18 protein-coding genes and 2 pseudogenes are annotated in these 21,446 nt (G+C 69.4%); 4 read left to right on the forward strand and 16 right to left on the reverse strand.

The features are described 5' to 3' along the window. Positions 1-412: pyridoxamine 5'-phosphate oxidase family protein (locus tag AB0M88_RS43440; RefSeq protein ID WP_364112359.1), on the forward strand; the 412-nt coding region annotated here is incomplete at its 5' end. 640 nt (positions 413-1,052) lie between these two features. Here the strand turns inward: AB0M88_RS43440 and AB0M88_RS43445 are convergent. The 7 genes and pseudogenes from AB0M88_RS43445 to AB0M88_RS43475 form a co-directional block, all read right to left on the reverse strand. Then, a pseudogene (locus AB0M88_RS43445) lies at positions 1,053-1,199 on the reverse strand (IS701 family transposase); the annotation flags it as partial. Position 1,200: 1 nt separating this feature from the next. Further along, positions 1,201-1,302 (reverse strand): annotated as a pseudogene (locus AB0M88_RS43450) (IS5/IS1182 family transposase); the annotation flags it as partial. Between the two features lie 292 nt (positions 1,303-1,594). After that, positions 1,595-3,127: a spherulation-specific family 4 protein gene (locus AB0M88_RS43455; RefSeq protein WP_364112361.1), complete on the reverse strand. Its 1,533-nt coding sequence runs from the start codon at positions 3,125-3,127 to the stop codon at positions 1,595-1,597. A 75-nt stretch (positions 3,128-3,202) separates the two neighbouring features. Continuing rightward, positions 3,203-4,018 (reverse strand): carbohydrate ABC transporter permease, encoded by an 816-nt coding sequence (locus tag AB0M88_RS43460; RefSeq protein WP_364112363.1) that lies wholly within the window; start codon positions 4,016-4,018, stop codon positions 3,203-3,205. After that, positions 4,011-4,979 carry a sugar ABC transporter permease gene (locus tag AB0M88_RS43465; protein ID WP_364112365.1) on the reverse strand — a complete coding sequence of 323 codons (969 nt, stop codon included), beginning with the start codon at positions 4,977-4,979 and terminating at the stop codon, positions 4,011-4,013. Before AB0M88_RS43465 ends, AB0M88_RS43460 begins: the two co-directional genes overlap by 8 nt. Before the next feature lie 4 nt (positions 4,980-4,983). After that, positions 4,984-6,240: a sugar ABC transporter substrate-binding protein gene (locus AB0M88_RS43470; RefSeq protein WP_364112367.1), complete on the reverse strand. Its 1,257-nt coding sequence runs from the start codon at positions 6,238-6,240 to the stop codon at positions 4,984-4,986. A 74-nt stretch (positions 6,241-6,314) separates the two neighbouring features. Then, a complete protein-coding gene (locus tag AB0M88_RS43475; protein ID WP_364112368.1) occupies positions 6,315-7,424 on the reverse strand; it encodes an ROK family transcriptional regulator in 1,110 nt (369 codons plus the stop codon). A 108-nt stretch (positions 7,425-7,532) separates the two neighbouring features. Here AB0M88_RS43475 and AB0M88_RS43480 point away from each other — a divergent pair, with 108 nt between their 5' ends. After that, entirely contained in the window at positions 7,533-8,753 is a 1,221-nt protein-coding gene (locus AB0M88_RS43480) for a Gfo/Idh/MocA family oxidoreductase (protein ID WP_364112369.1), read from the forward strand. A gap of 127 nt (positions 8,754-8,880) precedes the next feature. Here AB0M88_RS43480 and AB0M88_RS43485 read toward each other — a convergent pair whose 3' ends face one another. The 9 genes from AB0M88_RS43485 to AB0M88_RS43525 form a co-directional block, all read right to left on the reverse strand. Further along, a complete protein-coding gene (locus tag AB0M88_RS43485) occupies positions 8,881-9,600 on the reverse strand; it encodes a helix-turn-helix domain-containing protein (protein ID WP_364112371.1) in 720 nt (239 codons plus the stop codon). A gap of 4 nt (positions 9,601-9,604) precedes the next feature. After that, positions 9,605-11,266, reverse strand: coding sequence for an allophanate hydrolase (atzF, locus tag AB0M88_RS43490; protein WP_364112373.1), 1,662 nt, complete (start codon positions 11,264-11,266; stop codon positions 9,605-9,607). Beyond that, entirely contained in the window at positions 11,263-14,832 is a 3,570-nt protein-coding gene (gene uca, locus AB0M88_RS43495; RefSeq protein WP_364112375.1) for an urea carboxylase, read from the reverse strand. The genes atzF and uca overlap by 4 nt, the downstream gene beginning before the upstream one ends. 65 nt (positions 14,833-14,897) lie before the next feature. Beyond that, a complete protein-coding gene (locus AB0M88_RS43500; RefSeq protein ID WP_364112377.1) occupies positions 14,898-15,539 on the reverse strand; it encodes an urea amidolyase associated protein UAAP2 in 642 nt (213 codons plus the stop codon). After that, on the reverse strand, positions 15,536-16,378 hold the full coding sequence (locus AB0M88_RS43505) for an urea amidolyase associated protein UAAP1 (protein ID WP_364112379.1): 843 nt from the start codon (positions 16,376-16,378) through the stop codon (positions 15,536-15,538). The genes AB0M88_RS43500 and AB0M88_RS43505 overlap by 4 nt, the downstream gene beginning before the upstream one ends. After that, positions 16,375-17,943, reverse strand: coding sequence for an APC family permease (locus AB0M88_RS43510; RefSeq protein ID WP_364112381.1), 1,569 nt, complete (start codon positions 17,941-17,943; stop codon positions 16,375-16,377). Before AB0M88_RS43510 ends, AB0M88_RS43505 begins: the two co-directional genes overlap by 4 nt. Positions 17,944-18,053: 110 nt before the next feature. Further along, positions 18,054-18,209 carry a hypothetical protein gene (locus tag AB0M88_RS43515; protein WP_364112383.1) on the reverse strand — a complete coding sequence of 52 codons (156 nt, stop codon included), beginning with the start codon at positions 18,207-18,209 and terminating at the stop codon, positions 18,054-18,056. A 167-nt stretch (positions 18,210-18,376) separates the two neighbouring features. After that, entirely contained in the window at positions 18,377-18,967 is a 591-nt protein-coding gene (locus tag AB0M88_RS43520; protein WP_364112385.1) for a DUF4240 domain-containing protein, read from the reverse strand. A gap of 239 nt (positions 18,968-19,206) precedes the next feature. Next, positions 19,207-19,584 carry a polymorphic toxin-type HINT domain-containing protein gene (locus tag AB0M88_RS43525; RefSeq protein WP_364112387.1) on the reverse strand — a complete coding sequence of 126 codons (378 nt, stop codon included), beginning with the start codon at positions 19,582-19,584 and terminating at the stop codon, positions 19,207-19,209. A 189-nt stretch (positions 19,585-19,773) separates the two neighbouring features. On the opposite strand from AB0M88_RS43525, the gene AB0M88_RS43530 reads away from it, so the two are divergent. Both AB0M88_RS43530 and AB0M88_RS43535 read left to right on the forward strand, forming a co-directional pair. Continuing rightward, positions 19,774-20,310, forward strand: a complete 537-nt coding sequence (locus AB0M88_RS43530; RefSeq protein WP_364112389.1) for a hypothetical protein — start codon at positions 19,774-19,776, stop codon at positions 20,308-20,310. Positions 20,311-20,312: 2 nt separating this feature from the next. Then, positions 20,313-21,440, forward strand: coding sequence for a DUF4331 family protein (locus tag AB0M88_RS43535; protein WP_364112391.1), 1,128 nt, complete (start codon positions 20,313-20,315; stop codon positions 21,438-21,440). Positions 21,441-21,446: the final 6 nt, after the last annotated feature.

Below are 21,446 nucleotides of genomic sequence, written 5' to 3' on the forward strand. Positions count from 1 at the left end.
ACTCGACAGGGTGAGGAGCAGGCATGACACGACATCCTTCCTGGAAGCCGTCATCCACCTCACCTCAGGTGTCCGGAAAACTGGGGGAAGCTCAAACCCCGTGTGGTTTCTGTGGGAACCCGAACTCGACTCCCTGCTGGTCTACAGCACGAGCACAGCGCGCCGGCTCGCACACATCAAAGCACGACCACGCGTCAGCGCTCACCTCAACAGCGACGCGTCCGGCCGCGACATCCTCATACTCACCGGCAACGCCGAGACCGCCACCGATGCGCCCGCAGCCAACACCAACCCGGCCTATCTCGCCAAATACAGCACCGACATCGACCGCATCGGATCAACACCAGAAAGATTCGGATACCACTTCTCCGAAGCCCTCCGCCTCCGGATCCACCACGCACGCGGTATCTGAACCGTGCAGGCGACGACGCCCAACAACGCCTCACCTGCCCAGGCCTGCCCCCCGGCCACCGGCCACCAGTGCCGGGTTGTCGATGAAGCGCCCAGCGGCGGAGCCTGCGCGCGTGGTTGTACGCGGCGCTGATCGGTGAGGGGCGGCGCCACGGCTCGCTCCAGCCAGAATTCCGCCCGGTTGCGAGCTCGATGCAGACCTATGGCTCACATTCAACACAAGGCAAACCACGCCAGTCCGCCAACAGCTGCCAGGACAACAAAGTCGAGAAACAGGCCAGCAGCTATCCGCGGGTCAAGCAAATTGCAGACGACGATCGCTAAGAGCGCCCAACGCGATCTCTGGTCGGTCCATTTGAATCGAGCGGCGTTGATTACGGTCCCATCCATGGAGGCAAAATTTACGACGTCTTCGGCCCTTCCGGCACCGTGCAGAAGTTCACACGCTGTCCGGGGCCGCGAATTGAACAGAGGCCGCGGACAGGCGCAATCAACAGTGTGGGTTTGTCCGCTGCCGTGGTGGATACCCGGTCTCCTTGGGGGAGTCTTGGCCGGCGCTGACTCGGCGCACGGAACTACCCCCAGGCCAGAGAACATACGCGGCCAAAGGTTCAGTGCGGATCCGGCGTGAGCTACAGCTAGTAGGCGAGTTCGGTGGGGTCGGTGATGCTGCGACGGATCAGCAGCCAGCGGCGGTAGCCGTGCTCGGCGGTGCCGGTGTCGGGCAGGGTGACTACGGCCCAGTCGTAGAGGCGGGGGCCTTTGACACCGTCACCGCAGCTGCGTCTGTCCCGGACGCCCGTCGGCGATGGTGTCACCGCCCCGTCGGGCGACCAGCCGTACCAGGCGATGGAACTGCGCCGGAGGCAGTCCGGTGAACGAGTGGATCAACTCCGCGCGAGCAGCCGAGCTGGTACGAGGCCGGCACGTTCAACGGCCTGCTCTACAACAACCGGCCGGCGGCGTCGTACTGGGCGTACAACTGGTGCGCCGACCAGTCCGGCACCATCGTCCAGACGGTGCCGGGGTCGTGGCTCGAAGGGGTCGCGTCGTACAACTCCGGGAAAGGGCGCTGATCCCGGAAGAATCCGCTTTCCCCGGGATCAGCGCTCTACTCACACCGCTGCCACGCTGAATCGCTGCCGATCGGCGTCGAAGAGGCCCGTGCCTACGGCCCGCGACCCTACAGGCCGTACGTGAGGGCGCTGGTGTAGAAGGTGTTGCCGTTGAACACCGCCTGTTGTGTGGCGGCCGGGCTCGGCAGCGCACTCAGCGGGACCGTCCACGAATAGGCCGCCCCGCTGACCGTCATGGCGGGGCTGACGCCGGTGACCGGGGCCCAGCTCCAGCCGGCCGACAGGCTGCGATAGAGGATGTTGTTCTCGATCATGTAGTCGGCGCCCAGCCGGGACGGCGACGGGGACGGCAGCTGGAAGCCGGTGGCCGCGTTGTTGTCGGTGTTCAGGAAGACGTGGTGCAGGCTCACCGCGGTGTTGTAGGTGGCGTGGAACCGCAGCGACGTGGCGTCCTTGCAGGCCGAGATCCCGGTGATCGCGCCCGAGCCGGCCGACGAGGCGCAGCCTGTGCCCGTACCCCCGCCGCCGGTCGTCACCGAGAGGGCCGCGCTGGCCGGTGACACATTGCCCGCCGCGTCGCGGGCCGTCACCGTGAAGGTGTACGCCGTGCCTGGGCTGAGGTCGGTGACCGTGGCGGCGGTGCCGCCGACCGTGGCCACCGCGGTTCCGCCGGACGACACCACGTAGGCACTCACGCCGACGTTGTCGCTCGACGCCGTCCAGGCCAGGCTCACGCTGGTCGAGCCGACGGCGGTCGAGTGCAGACCGGCCGGGGCGCTCGGCGGGGTGGTGTCGCCGGAGCCGGAGCCGCCGCCGGCCCGCGCCAGTTCGTCGGACCAGTAGGCGCCGGTCGGCAGTGTGTCCCACGGGTTGGGCAGGTTGTCCGGGGTGACGTAGACGTAGCCCGCGTTGCGCTGCTTGCTGAGGGTCATCGCGTTCCCCTCGTCGGCCTGCGCGGTCGCGGCGTAGACCAGATGGTAGAACTTGTTCGGATCGCCGTAGTTGAGCTCCCAGGCCGGCGCGCTCCATCCGGTGTAGGAGGCGTACGTGCCCTCGAACATGACGATCGTGTCGGCCGCGTCGGCGTAGCACTGGTCGGCTGCCGTTCCGGGGTTGTCCACGGTGTACGCCCCGGCGTGGTTCTGCTTCGTGTAGGTGTTGACTGCCTGGTACAGGCTGACGTGCGCGCAGTCGGCCAGTCCGTCGTCGAAGAAGATGCCGCCCAGCCCGTACGAGCCGTACAACGAGTACCAGGTGGCCACGTCCCCCTCGGACTGGCTGGTCCAGGCGGCCGTGGTGGTCTGGCCGGTGCGGGTCGTGCGCCCGGTCGTACCGAAATAGCCGGTGTCGACGTACCCGATCACGCGGACGCCAGCGTTGGCCGCCGCCCGGATCGCGTTGGCGTAGCCCTGGTCGAAGGCGGTTCCGGGCCCGTTGTTGGGGTTGGCGATCGCGACTCCGACCTTGGCCTGGGTGAGCTGGGTCCAATAGGCACTGCTCGGGTTGAAGTAGGCCGGAACGGCGATGTGCTGGGCGGTGGCGGCGGCCGAGGCTGGAGTGGCGGCGGCCGAGGCCGGGGTGGCGCCGGCACCGACCGCAAGGACGGCGGCGGCGAAGCTGAGCACGGCTGATCTTCGCATGACTCTTCCTCTCGATAGATGTGCATGTATCGATCTTTTGGCCAGAGAGCCGCCCGGCTTCGAGACGAAGCCGGGTCAGCCCTTGGTGCCGGTGAAGGCGATGCCCTGGACGAACTGCCGCTGCATGACCACGAACACCGCGATGACGGGCAGCGAGGCGAGCAGCGACCCGGCCATCAGCACCGGATAGTCGGTCATGAACTGGCCCTGCAGCGAGGCCAGCCCGGCCGACAGCGTCATCTTCTCCGGGTCGTTGTTGACAACCAGCGGCCAGAAGAAGTCATTCCACGACCAGATCGTGGTGAGAATGCCGAGCGCCACCAGCCCGGGACGAGCCAGCGGCATCATCACCGACCACCAGATGCGCAGCGGGTTCGCGCCGTCGAGCCGGGCCGCCTCGTCGAGTTCGGCGGGCAGGCCGAGGAAGAACTGCCGCAGCAGGAACGTTCCGAAGGCGCTGAACAGGCCGGGCACGATCAGCGCGGGCAGGCTGTTGAGCCAGCCCAGCTTCGAGATGATCTCGTACTGCGGAATGATGAACAGCTGCGGTGGCACCATCAGCACCGACAGGAACAGTCCGAACAGGACGGTGCGCCCCGGGAAACGCAGGCGGGCGAACGCGTACGCGGCCATCGAGCAGAAGACCACCTGGCCGGCGCCGCGTGCGGCGGTCATCACGAGCGTGTTGAGAAACTGCTCCCCGAAGGGGAGCAGTTCGAAGACCTGGGAATAATTGCTCCAGCGCCCGTCGGGCACCAGCGTCGGCGGTACGCGAGTGGCATGCGGCAGCGTCTTGAGCGAGGTCAGGACCTGCCACACGAACGGGGCCACCATCCCGATCGCGCCGAGCGTGAGCAGCACGTGGGTGAGCCGTGAGCTCGATCTAGGCATAGGTCACCCACCGCCTCTGCAGCCGGAACTGCACCGCGGTCAGCACCACGATGATCACCAGGAGCAGCATCGCGATCGCCGCGCCGTAGCCCTTGTCGTTGGTCTGGAACGCCTTGGCGTAGAACAGGTAGACGATCGTCTCAGTGTTCGGGAAGGCGGGGTTCGTCCGCGAGCTCTGGTCGGAGCCGCCCATCAGCACGTAGACGAGGTCGAACAGCTGCAGCGAGCCGATCACCGAGACCACCGAGACGAAGAAGGCGGTCGGCGACAACAGCGGCACCGTGATCCGGAAGAACTGCTGGATCGGCCCGGCGCCGTCGAGCGCGGCGGCCTCGTAGTAGTGCCGCGGGATGGCCTGGATGCCCGCCACGAAGATGACCAGGTTGTAGCCCAGCCCCATCCAGGCACCGACGACCACCATCGCGTACAGCGCGGTCCGCGGGTCGGCTATCCAGTGCGGCCCGTGGATGCCGACCAGCGACAGCAGATAGTTGATGATGCCGAAGTCACCGTTGTAGAGCCACCGCCAGATCATCGCGACGGCGACCGGGGTGGTGACCACCGGCAGGAAATACAGCGTGCGGTACACGGCGACGCCGCGCAGACCGGGCCTGCTCAGCAGCGCCGCGAAGAACACGGCGACCGGCACGCCGAGAAGACCCAGGACCGTGTACGCGACGGTGTTGCGCAGCGCCCGTCCCACTTCCGGGTCGTGCAGCAGCTCGCGATAGTTCGCCAGCCCGGTCCACTCGGCCGCGCCGCCGAACGGTCCCGAGTGGGTGAACGAGAGATATCCGGTCTGCAGCACCGGCCACAGGTAGAAGACCAGCAGGCCGAGGCCGGTGGGCGCGATCAGCGCGTACCCCCACAGGGCCTCGCCCCAATGGACCCGGCGGCGGCGCGGAGTCGCGAGGCTGTGCTCCGCGACCCCGGCCGTCTCGACGATCGAATCGATAGCCACGCCGCTACTCCTTGGCGAGTGCGTCGTTCATGGCCGGGGCCAGCTTCCCGGCCGCTGAGGACACGTCCTCCCGCTGGTTCCAGGCCGGCGTCAGGAACGTGGTCTCGAGCTCGTTCCAGGCGGCGGTGTTGCGGGAGACCGGGTACGGCACCGCGTAGTTCAGCTCGTCGAGGAACGCCTGCAGGTGCAGTTCCGGATGCGCCTGGACCCACGCCTGCTGGGTGCCGTTGAACGCCGGGATCACGCCCGCCTTCGCCTCGACCTCGGCGGCCTCCTTCGACCCCAGGTATTGAACGAACTTCCACGCCTGGGCCTTGTGCGGCGTCTTCGCCGAGATCACGTCGGCCAGCCCGTGGATGATGGTGGCCCGTTTGACTCCCTTGGGCAGCACCGCCACGTCGACTTTCGACTTCATGTTCGAGTTGGAGGTGAACTCCGCCGCGTCCCAGGAGCCGCCGTAATACATCGCGGTCTTGCCGGACTCGAACAGATCGAGCGGCGCGGTGTCGGTCATCGTCTTGAGGTCGGGCGACTGGCCGGCCGCGATCAGGTCGGTCCAGAATTTCAACCCCTGGACGGTGGCCGGGTCGGCGTACCCCGAGGTCTTGCCGTCGGGCGAGATCACATATCCGCCGGCCTGGTAGATCGTGTTGTACTGGTATTCCTGGGCCGAACTCAGGTTCGCGGCTATCGCGTACCGGCCCTTGGCCTTGTCGGTCAGCTTGGCCGCCGCCGCTTTGAAGGTCGCCCAGGTCCAGGTGTCGTCCGGGTATTTCACGCCAGCCGCGTCGAACAGCGACTTGTTGTACCAGAGGCCGACGGTGTCGAAGTCCTTCGGAACTCCGTAACGCTTGCCGCCGACGGTGTAGAGGTCGATCAGCGACTTCGGGTAGTTGCCGGCGTCGAAGTCGTCGAGCGGGGCCAGCACCCCGTTGGTGGCGTAGAGCTGGAAGTTCGGCCCGTTCATCCAGAAGACGTCGGGTGCCGCTCCCCCGGTCGCCGCGGCTTTCAGCTTCGTCCAGTAGGTCTCGTAGGGGGTGAGCTGGACGTCAACCGTGATATTCGGATTTTCCCGGGTGAATGCCGAGGCCAGTTGCCGCATCGCCGGGACCTGGTTCTTGTCCCAGATCGCGTACGACAGCGTGACCTTGGCGTTGGTGTCATCGCTACCGGAGTTGTCACCGCTGCCGCAGGCCGCGATGGCCATCATGAGGGCGGCCGTGCCCGCCAGGGCGAGCGCCGCACGTCGGAACCTTGCCATGAGCAGTTTCCTTCCACGCCGGCTGATGCGTGCCGTCAGGTTGAAAACTATTTATGGTCTCCATGAAAAGTTTGTCAAGGACGGGTTCCGAACAGACGCAGCTCGGCGTCGTCCAGCGCGAGCCGCACCGCGCCCAGCGCCACGCTCTCGTCGCCCAGCTGCGAGGCGAGTACCTCGGGCGTCCGGATGCACTGTTTGTCCAGCTCACGACGCAGCAGGTCGAGCAACAGGTCGGCCGAGCGGGAGAAGCCGCCGCCCAGCACCACCATCTGCGGATCCAGCGTGAGCACCAGTGCAGCGGTTCCCACCGACAGGTCGCGCACATAGCGGCGGACCGCGGTCAGCGCACCCCGGTCGCCGGCCCGGGCCGCCGCGAACACGTCGGCCGCTTCGCCGCCGCCCTTGCGCAGGTGTTCCTGGGCCCGGATCCATCCGGCGGCCGGCAACGCGCCGATCTCGCCGGCCGCGCCCCCGAAGCCACGGTGCAGTTGGCCGCCGATCACCAGCCCCAGTCCGGTGCGCAGGCCGGCCAGCAGGTAGACGAAGTCCTTCGCGTAGCGGGCCACGCCGCGCCACTGCTCGGCCAGCGCCGCCAGCCGCCCGTCGTTGTCGACCAGCACCGGCACACCGAGGCGGGCGCCGAAATGCTCGGAGAGACTCAACCCGGTCCACTCCGGGATGTCCACCGACAACACGACCTTGCCGGTCGGGTCGATCAGCCCGCTGCTGCCGACCCCGGCGCCCCACAGCTCGTCGGCGGTCAGCCCACTGCTGCTCAGGCATCGGGCGACGACGTCGTCGGCGACCGCCAGGCGGCGGTCGCGGCCCGCGTACGGATCGACCTCGTCCTGTGCGCGCCCGAGCACTGTGCCGTCCAGGTCGGTGATCACGGCGCGTACCCGATGACCCCCGATGTCGACGCCCAGCGCGTGCGCGGCGGCGCCGCGGAACCGGAACCGCCGCGCGGGCCGTCCCATCGCACCGGCCACCGGGGGTTCCTCGACCACCCACCGCTGGGCCAGCAGGTCGTCGACCACATCCTCGGTCGACGCCCGGGAGAGCCCGGTGCGCCTCGACAGCTCGGTGAGCGTCATCGGCTCGGCCCCGCGCAGCACCCGCAGGGCGCTCTGCGTGTTCAGCTGCCGCAACCGGGAGAGATCGCCCCCGACAATGGCCTCGGCCATCCCGCCTCCCTTGACCCGTCCGACGTATCCACGCTATTAATGATGGAGAGCATAGAAAGTGAGCTGGGTTTGAACAACGCGGGCGTGGACCAAGTCAGGCTAGCCGTTGTGGGAGCGGGCCTTCGCGGCCAGCGCTACGCCCGGCACGCAGTCGCCACCGGCGCCGGCCGTCCGGTCGCGGTCGCCGAGCCGGACGCCGGCCGTCGCGAGCGGTTCGCCGCCGAGTTCGGCCTCGACGACAGCGCGGTGTTCCGGGACTGGCGCGAACTCGCGGCGGCGGGCCGCCTCGCCGACGCCGCGATCATCGCCACCCCGGACCGCGAGCACACCGGCCCGGCGGTCGCGCTGGCCGACCTCGGCTATCACCTGATGCTCGAGAAACCCATGGCGCCGACCGAGGAGGAGGCCGTCCGGATCACCGAGGCGGTCGAGCGGAACAAGGTGATCTTCGCGCTCTGCCACGTGCTGCGCTACACCGAATACTCCCAGACGGTCATGCGGTTGCTGGCCGCCGGCCGGATCGGTACCCTGATCAGCGTTCAGCACCTCGAACCGGTCGGCTGGTGGCATCACGCGCACTCGTTCGTCCGCGGCGAGTGGAGCAACAGCCGGACGTCCTCGTCCATGCTGCTGGCCAAGGCGTGCCACGACATCGACTGGCTGATGCACCTGGTCGGCCGTCCGGTGGCACGGGTCAGCTCGATCGGCCGGCTCTCGCACTTCCGGCCCGAGGCCCGGCCCGAGGGCGCCGCCGACCGGTGCCTCGACTGCCCGCTCGAGCCCACCTGCCCCTACTCCGCTCCCCGGCTCTACCTCGGCTGCCTCGGTGATCCGGACAAAGAGTTCTGGCCGCTGTCCGCGGTCACCGCCGACCACACCGAGGCCGGTGTGCGGGTCGCACTGCGCGACGGGCCTTACGGCCGCTGCGTGTACGCGAGCGACAACGACGCAGTCGACCACCAGGTCGTCACCCTGGAGTTCGCCGACGGCGCGACCTGCTCGTTCACGATGACCGCGTTCAGCCCCTTCGAGCTGCGCAAGACCCGGCTCTTCGGCACCCACGGCTATCTGGAGGGCGACGGCGCCCAGGTCCGCCTGCTCGACTTCCGTACGGGCGAGGAGGAGGTCATCCACGTCGGCCGCCCCGGCGAACTCGAGGCCGACCACACCGGCGCCGACGAGACACTGACCGACACCTTCCTGGCCGCGGTCGCCGCCAACGACCCGGGCCTGCTCAGCTCCGACGCGGCCACCAGCCTCGCCAGCCACCAGGTGGTGTGGGCGGCCGAACGATCCCGGCACGCGGGCACGGTCGTCACGCTGGCCTGACCGGGTCTTCACAAGCGAACCTCTATGACGTGCCACTGCGTTTGCCTTTCAGCGAAGCCGTACAGGCCGAGGGGCCGCAGGCGCGCCGTGGTCCGCAGTCCTGGCTGCGGCTCGCCAACGCCGGCAGTCAGTCGCAGAAAGAACGTAGGGTCGCACGAGCGTTTGGTCCCGCGTGGGCGAGCAGCTCGCCGGCCTCGGCGCAGGCCCGGTCGATCGCGGACTGCGGGCAGCCGCACAACCGCAGGCAGGAGGCGGCGATCGCCTGCGCGTCGGCGCTGTCCGGCTCCCGGGCGCGACGGATCTGGATCACCACCTCGGTGACCTGGATGAGCAGCTGGCCGAGGCGCTGCGCGCCGGCGCCGGCCAGCACCGAAGGGCTGGCCGTCTGGGCACCCAGCCGGCCGTACGCGTCCTGCAGTTCCTGGCGTTCGGCGCGGAACGCGTCGTACCGCTCGTGTTGCACCTCGGGGAGCAGGTACAGCGTGCCGATGTTGTGCGGTGTACGGCTGAGGGTCTGCACGTCGATCAGTGCGAGCAGGTACAGCGCGGTGGCGGCGCCGGCGGTGCCCGGGACGAGCCCTTCGATCCGCCGGACGGCGTCCAGGCTGGGCCGGACCGAGGTGGTCAGCAGCTCGATGAGCAGTTCGTCCTTGCCGGCGAAGTGGTAGTAGAGCGACGCCTGCCGGATGCCGACCCGCTCGGCGATCAGCCGGGTGGTGGTCGCGGCGAAGCCGCGCTCGGCGAACAGCGCGGCGGCCGCGTCCAGGATCTGCTCGCGCGGGGTGGCGTCGGCCGGTCCCGAGGCGGGAACGTGTCGTGGTCGTCCCGGTCGGCCCCGCTGCGTCATGTCCTCAGCTTTTCACGGCGCTCCCCGCGGGCTCGGCGAGGTAGGCGCGCCACCCGCCGAGGTGGCTGATGTCGGGCGCGTTCTCCAGCGCCGCCGGTTCGACCAGGAAACCGCTGACCGAGGTGTCGTCGATCAGCGTCACCCGGCCGATGGCCATCGGCGCCGGGACGGCGCCGACGAAGACCCCGAAGCCGTCCGCCGGGAGTCGCCACAGTTCGCCCATGATGCTGCGGCCACCGTCACCGACCCGGACCAGCCCCGGCTTGGGCGGATCGGTGTCGAGCACGTGCAGGGCGTAGCTGGGTGCGGTGGCCGTGGCCGCGACGAGCGTGCCGCCGGCCGACGCCAGCTGGACGTTCAGCGGCTGGCCGGTGAGGTGGGCGCCGACCACGAACAGGTCGATGCCCGGGTTGGCGAACCGGCGGGCCAGGTCGGCCAGCGCGCGGTCGGTGAAGGCGGCCCCGGTCAGCATCACCCCGAACGGCAGGCCGCCGGCGAACCCGGCCGGCACCGCCAGGGAGGCGTAGTCGAGCAGGTTCGCGAAGTTCGTGAAGCGGCCCATCCGGGCGTTGGCCCCGACCGGGTCGGCGGCCACCTCGGCCAGTGTGGGATGCCCGGTGGTGGTGGGGGTGAGCAGCGCGTCGCAGCCGCTGAGCGCCGCCCGGCCGGCGGCGCTGAGGGCGGCGAGCCGGGCGGCGTCGGCGGCCCAGTCGGCGGCGGTTTTCTCCTGGCCGCCGAGGATGATGGCGGCGACGGTCGGGTCCAGGTCGGAGCCGATGAGGTCGGCGTGCTTCTTCAGGTGCGTTCCGACGGCGGCGTACCGCTCGGCCACGAACGCCCCGTCGTACAGCAGCGACGCCGCCTCCAGCAGGGGCGCGACGTCGACCTCGACGATCTCTGCGCCGGCCGAAGCGAACCGGCGTACGGCCGCGGCGAACGCCTCCCCCCATCCGGGCGCGAGTCCCCGCAGGTGCGAACGGGTGGGAACGGCGATTCGCGGCCGGGCCGGCGCGGCCGGCGCCGGTTGAACAGAACGGGAGAGCGGATCGGCCGGGTCGACGCCCTCCATAAGCTCGGCGACCGTCCGGCCGAGGGTCAGGTCGCGGGCGAAGACGGTCACGCAGTCGAGCGAGTAGCAGGCCGGCACCACGCCGGTGACCGGGACCAGACCGCGGGTCGGCTTCACCCCGACGATCCCGTTCAGCGCCGCCGGCACTCGCCCGGACCCGGCCGTGTCGGTGCCCAGCGCGAAGTCGACGAGGCCGAGCGCGACCGCCACTGCCGATCCCGACGACGAGCCGCCGGAGATGCGTGCCGGATCCCAGGCGTTGCGGACGGCGCCGTACGGGCTCCGGGTGCCGACCAGGCCGGTGGCGAACTGGTCGAGGTTCGTCTTGCCGATCACCACCGCGCCGGCCGCCCGCAACCGGGCCACCGCGGTGGCGTCAGCGCCGGGCCGGTAGGCGTACGACGGGGCGCCGGCGGTGGTGGGCAGGCCGGACACGTCGATGTTGTCCTTGACCGCGAACACCAGGCCGGCCAGCGGCAAGGACGGATCCACCGCGGACGCCTCGGCGAGCACGGAAGCCCGGTCGCGCAACGAGATCCAGATCTCGGGCCGGTCCGCCGCCTCGATGCGGTCGAAGGCCGCGGAAACGCGGTTCACGGCCGCACCGCCGCGAGGATCTGGCCTGGGGCGACCTGCTCTCCGGCCTTCACGTACAACTCGACCAGGGTGCCTGGCACCGGTGTGGTCACCTTCGCCTCCATCTTCATCGCCTCCAGGGACAGCACGGGGTCATCGGCGGCCAGCTGGTCGCCGGGCGCGGCGGTCAGCTGCCAGACGGTGGCCGTGAACGGTGCGGTCACCGCCGTGGCCCCGGCCGGCAGCGCCACTTCCGAGGCCGTCGCCGGCGGCTCGGCGTCCCGCCGGTCGAACTCGCCGGCGGCCCGCCAGCGTTCCTTCTCCGCCTCGAAAGCGGCCGACTGCCGGCCGCGGAAAGCAGCGATCGACTCCGCGTTCGCGGCCAAGAACGCGTTGTACTCGGCCAGCGAGAACGATCCCTCGGTGGTGTCGAGGGCGAGCCGGCCGGCGTCGCTCTCGGCACGGAGTTCGAGCAGCTCCTCAGCGGTCACCGGGTACCACTCGATCCGATCGAAGAACCGCAGCGCCCAGGGCTGGTCCCGGCAGCGGAAGCGATTCCAGATCTGCACCGTACGGCCGACGAACTGGTACCCGCCGGGACCCTCCATGCCGTAGATGCACAGGTACGCCCCGCCGATGCCCACCGAGTTCTCGGCCGTCCACGTACGGGCCGGGTTGTACTTGGTGGTGACCAGCCGGTGCCGCGGGTCCAGCGGGGTGGCGACCGGCGCGCCCAGGTAGACGTCGCCGAGCCCGAGCACGAGATAGCTGGCGTCGAACACCGTGCGGTAGACGTCGTCGGGGGTGTCCAGGCCGTTGATCCGGCGGATGAACTCGATGTTCCACGGACACCAGGGCGCGTCGTCGCGTACCCCGGCCATGTATCGCTCGATGGCCAGCCGGGTGGCCGGATCGTCCCAGCTCAGCGGCAGTCGGACGGTGCGCGACGGGACGACCAGTTCCTGTGTGGGCGGCACCTCGGACTCCAGCTCGCGCAGCAGGGCGGCGACGTCGCGCGCCTTCAGCACGCTCGCGTCGGTGTGGACCTGCAGCGACCTGATGCCGGGCGTGACGTCGAGTATCCCGGCCGGCCGGTGCCGGGCGAGGGTCTCCTGCAGCGCGTGCACCCGCATGCGCAGCGCCAGGTCGAGCTCCATCGGCCCGTACTCGACCAGCACGTTGTCGTCGCCGTCGCGCCGGTAGGTGACCGCCGGGCGGTCCGCGCTCGCCTCGAGCCGGCCGAGGATGCCGTCGTCGCCGTCGCCGCCCCGGGTGGCGACGGTGGGGGCGCTGCGCCGACTGACGAGACCGGCCGCGTCGGCCTCCCGGACCGGAACGAACCGTACGGTGTCGCCGGGCCGGAGCTGGCCGAGCTTCCACAGCTCGCCGCTGGCCACCACGGCCGGGCAGACGAAGCCGCCCAGGGATGGTCCGTCGGGCCCGAGGATGATCGGGGTGTCGCCGGTGAAATCCAGAGCCCCGACCGCGTACGGGGTGTCGTGGATGTTCGACGGGTGCAGGCCCGCCTCGCCGCCGTCGGGCCGGGCCCAGGCCGGCTTCGGGCCGATCAGCCGGATGCCGGTACGCGCGGAATTGTGGTGCACCTGGTAGTCGGTGGCGTACAGGACCTCGATGTCCGCCCGGGTGAAGAACTCCGGCGCGGCGTGCGGTCCCTCGGTGACCCCGATTTGCCAGCTGTCGGTCAGGTGTGGGCGGCGCTCGGGAGGAGTCGGACCGGGCAGCGCTGTCTTTTCCAGAACACCGGGCCGCGCTGTCTTTTCCAGAACGCCGGGCCGCAGCACGTCGCCGGCGAGCAGCGCCCGGCCGCCGTGTCCGCCGAACCCGCCGAGCGTGAAGGTGGCCGCGCTGCCCAGATAGGACGGCACGGCCAGGCCTCCGCGCACCGCGACGTACGTGCGCAGCCCGGGGCCGGTCGACGGGCCGAGGGTGACCACTCCCCCGGCGGGCACCTCGATCGCGGTCCACAGCTCCGCCGGCTCGTCGTCCAGGGTGAGCGGCACCGGGGCCCCCGTCACCGCGACGACCGACGCCGTGGAGAACCGGACCGACAGGCCGCCCGCGGTGACCTCGAGCGCCGGCTTCGTGGCCGGGTTGCCGACGGCCAGGTTCGCCTCGGCGAACGAGACGGCGTCGAACGGCCCGCTCGGCGGCACCCCGACGTGCCAGTACCCGAGCCGTCCGGGCAGTTCCTGAACGGTGGTCATCGGCCCCGCCGCGAGAACGTCGATCCGCGGCCGGGGGTCGGTCGTGGTCCGCAGCGTCGTGGTCGAGTGGCCGGCGGTGCGCAGGGCGGGCTCGTCGGTGAGCGAGCGCAGCAGGCCCAGGTTGGTGACGATGCCGTCGATCCGGGTCGCGTCCAGGGCCGCGCCGAGGCGGTCGAGGGCCTGGTCGCGGGTGTCGCCGACCGCGATGATCTTGGCAAGCATCGGGTCGTAGAACGGCGAGACCTCCAGGCCCGTCTCGACGTAGCTGTCCACCCGGATGCCCGGCGGGAACTCCGCCCGGGTGACCAGGCCGGAGGAGGGCAGCGAATCCTTCGCCGGGTCCTCGGCGTAGACCCGCGCCTCCACCGCGAACCCGGATGGCCGCCAGTCCCGCTCGAACACCGCGGGATCCACCGGCGCAGCGCCGGCCAGCTGCAGCTGCAGCGCCACCAGGTCGACCCCGAAGACCTCCTCGGTGACCGGGTGCTCGACCTGCAGCCGGGTGTTGACCTCCAGGAAGGCAGCCTCCGCCCGGACCGGGTCGTAGACGAACTCGACGGTGCCGGCTCCCCGGTAGTCCACCGTGGCCAGCAGCGCTCGGGCGCTGGCGTGCAGCCTCTCCCGGACGGGCCCGGGCAGGCCCGGTGCGGGCGCCTCCTCGAGCACCTTCTGATTGCGCCGCTGCAGCGAGCAGTCCCGGTCGCCGAGGACCGCGATCCGCCCGGCGCCGTCGCCGAAGACCTGCACCTCGACGTGGCGGGCCGGCCGGACCAGCCGTTCGAGGAAGACGCCGGCGGAGTCGAAGTTCGCCCGGGCCAGCGCCACGACCCGCGCGAAGGCCACCCGCACCTCGTCCGGCGAGGCACAGGCCTGCATGCCGATGCCGCCCCCGCCGCCGGTCGCCTTCACCATCACCGGCAGACCGGTCGCCTCCGCCGCGGCCACCGCCTCGTCGGCCGAGCCGAGCAGCCCGGTGCCGGCCAGCAGCGGAACTCCGGCCTGCTCGGCCAGTGCCCGGGCGGTGTGCTTGGCGCCGAACGCGACGATCTGCTCGGGCGTCGGGCCGGCGAACCGGAGTCCGGCCGCCTCCACCTCGCGGGCGAACACGGCGCTCTCGGAGAGAAATCCGTAGCCGGGGTGGATGATCTCGGCTCCGGTGCTCAGCGCGGCGGCGAGGATCAGATCGCGACGCAGGTAGGACTCCCGGGCGGGCGCCGGGCCGAGCCGGACCGCGGCGTCGGCCTCACGCACGTGCGGCGCGGCCCGGTCGGCGTCGGAGAACACCGCGACCGTACGCAGGTTCAGCCGGCGGGCCGTCCGGATGATCCGCCGCGCGATCTCGCCCCGGTTGGCGATCAGCACCGTGCTCGCTGAGCCTCCTTTTGTTCGCGCCTGCGGGGCTCGCAAAACCGGCTCACTCCTCGCGCTCACGGCTGGACCACAATCATCCGCAGGGGCGTGGGGTTGAAGTCGTTGCACGGGTTGTTCATCTGCGGGCAGTTGGAGACGACCACCAGCACGTCCATCTCGGCCCGGACCGCCACCCGCTTGCCCGGCCCCGACATCCCGTCCACGATCCCGAGCGCGCCGCCGGGCTCGACCGGGACGTTCATGAACCAATTCAAATTCGAGACCAGATCCCGTACGCCGAGTCCGTGCTCGGCCCCCTCGCTGAGGAAGTTCTCCCGGCAGCCGTGGTGGAACATCACGTGGTGGCCGTAGCGCAGGGTGTTGGACTCCTTGCCACACGCCCCGCCGATGGTGTCCTGCCGGTCGATCTCGTTGGCGACGACCGTCATCAGCGGCCGTCCCTCGTTGCTGCGCAGGACGGTGCCGGTGCGGACGTACGCATTGCCCTGCCAGGCCAGCGTGTCGGGCACGCTGTACCGCTCGTCCCGGTCGTGCGCGTTGTAGATCAGGCAGTCCGCCGACTGGTTGCCGCCGACGTCGACGATCGTGAGCACCTGCCCGGCCGCGACGACGCCCGACCAGGACGCGTTCGGCGCCACGCGTTCGTCTGTGGTCACGGCGCCGCCGACGAGGGGCTCACTCCACTCAAGGACGGTCATAACCGCGCCTCCGCGTAGTCGATGGTGTTGAGGTAGGCGCGGTGCAACTCCGGGGTGGCGTCGAACCGCGGGTCGGCCGGGCCGGTGGCCGCGCCCCGCCAGGCGTGCACCCGTAGCGGCCCGACCACGTACTCGGGCCGCGGGTCGCGCGGGTGGGCGACGTTGGCCAGCAGCACCAGCAACGGCAGCTCCGTCACCAGCGTCACGTGCGTGCCGGGGCCGGCCGAGCCGAGCCAGCTCAGCTCGCCGTCGTCCGCGACCCGGACGCCCTGGAAGAAGCTGACGCTGGGCGGCAGGTCGCGCCGGGTGAGGCCGTGCTTGGCGGCCGCCTTGAGGAACAGGCTGCGCCCGGCGGGCGAGGGCCCCTCCGGCCGGGCGTCGCCGTACCTGCTCTCGTTCCAGGCCTCGGTGGTGGTGCCGCAGAACGCGTCGTGGCGCCCCGAGGAGTCCTCGACCAGGCTGGCCAGCACCCGCCCGTCACCGGAGAGCAGCGGCGTGCCCGCCCCCAGGTAGGCCTGCCACGGGATCTTCAGCGTGTCGGCCACGTTCAGCCGCTCCACCGGCTCGAGCGCGTTGTAGAGGAGCAGGTGTGCGCACGCCTGTCCGGTGGGATCGTCCAGGCGCAGCCGCGTGCCCCGGGCGAGCACCTTGTGCGTGTATCCGCCCGGCGCCACCGTCTCGGCCCAGGTGAGCCCGGCCGCGTCGACCCCGGCCGGGAGGTACGGGCTGCTCGACGCGGGCAGATAGGGCATCCACTCGCTGCTCAGCCCGGCCTGGGCGCGGGCGTCGTCCCGGGCGTTGAGGACGCTGTCGGTGCGGTGTTCGGCGCGGACGTTCATGCTTCGACCGGCACGTGAGTGTGCGGAACGTGGACCAGTTCGATCCGTCGGTGCAGCCGCTTGTAGATGAAGTAACCGGCGCCGATGGCCACCACAGCGGCGACGAGCAGCAGGGCGCTGTACTGCAGCACCCAGTTCCCGTTCGGCGAAAGATCGTAGATCTCGGTCCGCGGCCACATCAGGTTGACCACCATGATCACCTGGTAGATCACCGCCACGACGTTGGCGGCGAGCCCGAACCGGCCGATCGAGAACAGCGGCTTGCCGTCCTCGTCCACCCCGGCCGGGAACCGGTCGGTGTTCCGGTGCCGGATCCGCACCACCAGCAGCGGGAGCGTGACACCGAGGTAGCCGATGTAGAGCATCGCGATGCAGATGCTGGCGAGCGCGGTGAAGATCGTCGTGGAGTTGATGTTCACAAGCAGCGCGATCGCCGCGCCGGCGCCCACCACGATCGAGGTGAGGATGGGCGTCCCGGTGCGCGGCGAGACCTTGCCCAGCGCCTTCGCAAACGGGAAGGCGCGCTCGCGCGACATCGAGTACATCATCCGCGCGCCGGAGGTCTGGCAGGCCAGGGTGCAGGCGAAGACCGCAACCGCGACGCAGCAGAGCAGCAGCCGGCCCAGCACGCCGCCGAGCCGCTCGGTGAGCACCCAGGACAGGCCGAGCGAGGAGAGGTTGCCGTCGGTGAGGCTGGGGGCGGCCATCAGCGCGGCCAGGATCAGCAGGCCGCCGCCCAGGCCCGAGGTCGTGAGCGCGCGGATGATCGTCTTCGGCGTGGTCTTGCGCGGCGCGTGGGTCTCCTCGGCCAGTTCGCCGGCCGAATCAAACCCGACCATGACGTACGCGGCCATCAACGCGGAGGCCAGCCAAGCGAAGAGGTACGAACCGCTGCCGGTCCAGCCGGTGTGGTGCAGAACCACCGACGGGCCCCGTTCGGAAAGCGCGAACAGCACCCCGATCAGCACGATCACGCCGACGATCTCCACCGCGACGCCGACGCTGGTGGCCGCGGCAATCTGGCGGATGCCCAGCACGTTCACCAGCGTCGTGACGGCCAGCAGGAGCACGCCGAGGATGATCGCGTTCTGCGCCCCGGTCGCGGAGAGGATCGACGGGTCGGCCGACGAGCCGCCGACCATCTGGAAGCCCGACCAGATGGCCGGGAGCACGGCCTGCATGGCGATCGCCGCCACCGCGACGGTGAGGATCTGACCGATCACCATGATCCAGCCGGTGAAGAAGCCCCAGCTCACCCCGGCCAGCCGGCTCGACCACTGGAAGATCGCACCGGACACCGGCCAGCGGCCGGCCAACTCGGAGAAGCACAGTGCGACGCACAGCTGCCCGGCGAACACCACGGGCCAGGACCAGAAGAACGAGGCCCCGCCCAGCAGGAAGCCAAGCCCGAAAAGCTGGAACACCGTGGTCAGGATCGAAACGAAGGAGAAACCCGCGGCGAAGGACGCGAACGTCCCGACACCCCGGTGCAGTTCTTGTTTGTAGCCGATGTGACCAGGGTCGACGGCCGCGCTGCGGACGGGCGCGGACTCGGTTGGGCTCATGACTCCACCTCCGGCGGGTCTTACCTGTCGCCTGACAGGTAATGGCCCTGATCGTGGAGTCCGGCTGTTCCAGCAGCGGTTCCGGGTCGTTACGACGCGGTTCCGCCGCGTTAATTCGCGATGACCGCCGTCCAGCCGACCGCCGGCTGGGCCCGGTTACCGCGGGCGGCGACCGCGAGGCAGGTCACCGCGTACCGTCTCGATCGCGCGCTGTGCTTGCAGGGCCAGATCAGCGTCGCCTCTGCCTGCCACAACGTAGCCGTCATGAGGTCTTGGATGGAGCTGCCGAGGTCGGGCGCATCTGCCAGAGCGGTCAAAGGTGCCTGCTCAGGACTCTGTGCCGCTCGCGCTGGTGGCTCGAGCGGGCGGCGTGCCTGGGCGAGCTACACAATCCACCAACCGAGCGTCCGCGTCTCGGTCGTGCGGCCGGCCCCTATAGCGACCACCCTCGCAGAGCACTGAGCATCGGCAACCGAAGGTGCACGGCCGCGTCAGCGCCGTAGTCCTCGGGAAAGGGCTCCGTCAGGTCGGCCGGGATCTGCTCGTCAAGCACGGCCGGGCGCTCGACCGACGCCGCGACAGCCGGCCCCAGCTTCGCAAGAATCTCGTCGAAAGCGTCACCGGCGAGCGCGCCCAGTGAACCGAAATGGGGATAGTCCGCATCGGCCCAGGGCAGTGGCAGGCGAATAATCCGCCCTATCTCAGGTATCGATGCAAGAGAGTCCGCATCTCGCAGCACCTCCCGATACACCTCGCCGCCCTGAGCCACCACCCACAATCTGAAATCGGCGAACGTGTCACCGGAGCACGGCAGTTCATGAATGACATCCGCCGCCTCCCACAACCTCCAGCTCAACAAACCATCCAGGCAATCGAGAAGCTCGCGCTGGAATCGAGCCAGCCGGGGTATCGGCAGGGTGGACAGACGAGCCAGGAGGGGTCCGATCATCTCTTGCTCGCTTCGAACAGCATCGGGCATTGAGTCGACGAGCGCCCACAACACTGATTTCTCAGATGTCAGCATGTCGGCCCTCCCTTCCACGTCCGAATGATTTCGAGCGGATCCACGCCTGTGCTCTTGCTGCCGGCATACTTTTCTTTGTTCAGCGGACCCGGGGCCCTGGAAATCAGATCATCTCGACTGCGTGAGCCTCCGTCTTGGAGTCGAAGTTCTTGAGTACCGTGGTTTGAATTCCTCTTTCCAGCAGATACTTCTGCGTGTACCGCGAGTAGTTGCCGGTCGTATTGGTCCAAACCCCCACTTCAGGAACTCGCCGGTACGCTGGTCGAACTGAGCATACAGGGCGGTTTGGAACCGCTGCGGAATGGACCATCCGTGTTCGGCCAGCTGTAAATTCCACTGTCGTTGTGCACCAGCACAGGCGTGTTGCCGGCGAGCACATAGTACGTGTGCAGGTTTTCGACCGTGAGGTTGTTCATGAACCTATGGCCGGCAAAACTGTGCAGATTTCCCACGACAGCAGACCCGTGAGAAGCCGCAACGCTCAGACTCTCGCCTGGCTGAAGGTTTCCCGCGTCGACCCATTGCCGGCTCGTCGGGTCCCAGAACAGGTGCTCTTGCGTGGTGTGGACAACAGAGGCCTGCGTCAGTTTGGTACCTGCTGCCGCCTGACACACCACTCGCTGTGGATGACGCCTTGGGTGTAACCGGCACCAGGCTGAGCGGGGTCAGCGCCGAACGGGGAGCCGAGGGAGATCAGCGCGGCACCGTTCACCTCACCTCGGCTGCTTCGCTCATCCCGCGGGGGTGAGGTGAACGGATTTCGCAGCCTCGATGCTGAGGGTCCGTTTGTAGGAAGGCGATCGCCGATGACAGCCGAAGCTACGTCCGATCCGGGCATTCAGGTCGGGCCGACCAGTGAGTTCACTCTGTTCTTCCATGTACGAGCCGGGCACGGTGCGGCGCTGCGTGAGGACTTGCGCGCCTTGCAGGGGGCGCCGGGCTACCGTGCCGGTGATTACGCGTTGCCCATAGCCACCATCCACGAAGCCCGTTTCGTCCCGTTCGACGACGACACCCGGCTGCTGTTCGCGACCAGCTTCGACGGCCCTTGGGAGTCGTACATGCTGGACTTCGCCTCCAAGCCGCTGAAGTTGTTCGACGCCATCTTCCGGCACGTGGAAGGCTACGACGGGCTGCCGGATCTGGAGGCGGTGCGCAAGTTCATCCTCAGCGCGCAAATTTCCGCGGGGGGATATTCGCGAAACTACGGCGGGACGGTCAAGGAGATCCGCAAGGCCGAGCGGGTCAACCGGGCGTTCCAGCAGGTCCTCGACGACCCGGCGGCGGCCGAGGCCCTGCAGGCGCCGGCGTTGGCGCCTCTGCTCGCCGAGGCGGCCGACTGACGATGTCCGATCACATCTCGGGACCAAGGGCGCTGGCCGCGCCCATCGCCGACATCACCGACGTCTACGCCTTCCCCAGTCCCGAGAACGAGGGACATCTCGTCCTGGTGGTCAATACCCTGCCGTTCGCCCCGCCCGACGGCCGCTTGTCCGACGGGCTGATCTATCGGTTCCGGGTCCGGCCGCTCACACTGCGCAGTCACCCAGTTGGAACCGGCGTCTATGACGTCGGCACCGAGGAGTTCGTCTTCGACTGCGTGTTCTCCGAGCCGTCCGAGGCGGGCGTGCAGACCGGCGTCTGTCACACGCCGGCCGGGGAGCGGATCTCCTTTCCGGTGGACGATCCCGAGGGCGGCAAGGGCGGCGGGGTACGAGTGTTCGCCGGTCCTCGCCGGGATCCGTTCATTCTCGACGCCCCGGCGGCGCTGAAGACCATCGCGACCGGGCGGCTGGCGTTCACTGAATCCTCGACGATTTATCTGGACGGTAAGAACGTGCTCAGTGTCGTGATCGAGGTCGACGCCGCCCAGATGTTCGGCACCGGAACCGATCTGGTAGGTGTCGTGGCGGAGACCCTGACCCGCGGGCGGCTCAACGTCCGGATCGAGCGGACCGGGCGACCGGAGGTGAAGAACCTCCTCCTGGCGCCGAAGCAGTTCGACCAGGTCAACCGCGACCTGGAGATCCGCGACCTCTACAACATGGAGGACGGTTTCCACCTCGCCGACGGCTATCTCGGCGCCTACCGGGCCCGGCTCAACGCCAACCTCGCTTTCTGGGACGGCCTCGACGGCCAACTGGCCTGGCCGCCCAACGAAGACGGCAACCACCCGCTGGTGGACCTCGTGCTCGCCGACCATCTGGTCGTCGACGTAAGTAAGCCCTACCTTGAGCAAGGCTCCTTCCTGGAGATCGAACGCGCCGCGCTGGGCGGGACCGTGCACCGCACCTGCGGCGGGCGGGCGCTCAACGACGACGTGATGGACACGTTCTTCACCGTGCTGATCAACGCCGGAACCGGTCCGGCGATCCGTGACGGCGTCGACCGGTCCACCCGGCCCGCCTCGCGCACGTTCCCGTACCTCGCCGAACCCAACCCGGCGCCCCCGCAACCGCCCGCACACGAGTAGGCAGCC

Origin of the sequence: Actinoplanes sp. NPDC051411, assembly GCF_040682075.1 — a bacterium.
Lineage (GTDB): Bacteria > Actinomycetota > Actinomycetes > Mycobacteriales > Micromonosporaceae > Actinoplanes.

Bases quoted from the DNA above. Each gene is read 5' to 3' on its own strand.
- AB0M88_RS43455 (WP_364112361.1), bottom strand. From the start codon at position 3,127: ATGCGAAGATCAGCCGTGCTCAGCTTCGCCGCCGCCGTCCTTGCGGTC.
- AB0M88_RS43460 (WP_364112363.1), bottom strand. From the start codon at position 4,018: ATGCCTAGATCGAGCTCACGGCTCACCCACGTGCTGCTCACGCTCGGC.
- AB0M88_RS43470 (WP_364112367.1), bottom strand. From the start codon at position 6,240: ATGGCAAGGTTCCGACGTGCGGCGCTCGCCCTGGCGGGCACGGCCGCC.
- AB0M88_RS43475 (WP_364112368.1), bottom strand. From the start codon at position 7,424: ATGGCCGAGGCCATTGTCGGGGGCGATCTCTCCCGGTTGCGGCAGCTG.
- AB0M88_RS43485 (WP_364112371.1), bottom strand. From the start codon at position 9,600: ATGACGCAGCGGGGCCGACCGGGACGACCACGACACGTTCCCGCCTCG.
- AB0M88_RS43500 (WP_364112377.1), bottom strand. From the start codon at position 15,539: ATGACCGTCCTTGAGTGGAGTGAGCCCCTCGTCGGCGGCGCCGTGACC.
- AB0M88_RS43505 (WP_364112379.1), bottom strand. From the start codon at position 16,378: ATGAACGTCCGCGCCGAACACCGCACCGACAGCGTCCTCAACGCCCGG.
- AB0M88_RS43510 (WP_364112381.1), bottom strand. From the start codon at position 17,943: ATGAGCCCAACCGAGTCCGCGCCCGTCCGCAGCGCGGCCGTCGACCCT.
- AB0M88_RS43515 (WP_364112383.1), bottom strand. From the start codon at position 18,209: ATGACGGCTACGTTGTGGCAGGCAGAGGCGACGCTGATCTGGCCCTGC.
- AB0M88_RS43520 (WP_364112385.1), bottom strand. From the start codon at position 18,967: ATGCTGACATCTGAGAAATCAGTGTTGTGGGCGCTCGTCGACTCAATG.
- AB0M88_RS43530 (WP_364112389.1), top strand. From the start codon at position 19,774: ATGACAGCCGAAGCTACGTCCGATCCGGGCATTCAGGTCGGGCCGACC.
- AB0M88_RS43535 (WP_364112391.1), top strand. From the start codon at position 20,313: ATGTCCGATCACATCTCGGGACCAAGGGCGCTGGCCGCGCCCATCGCC.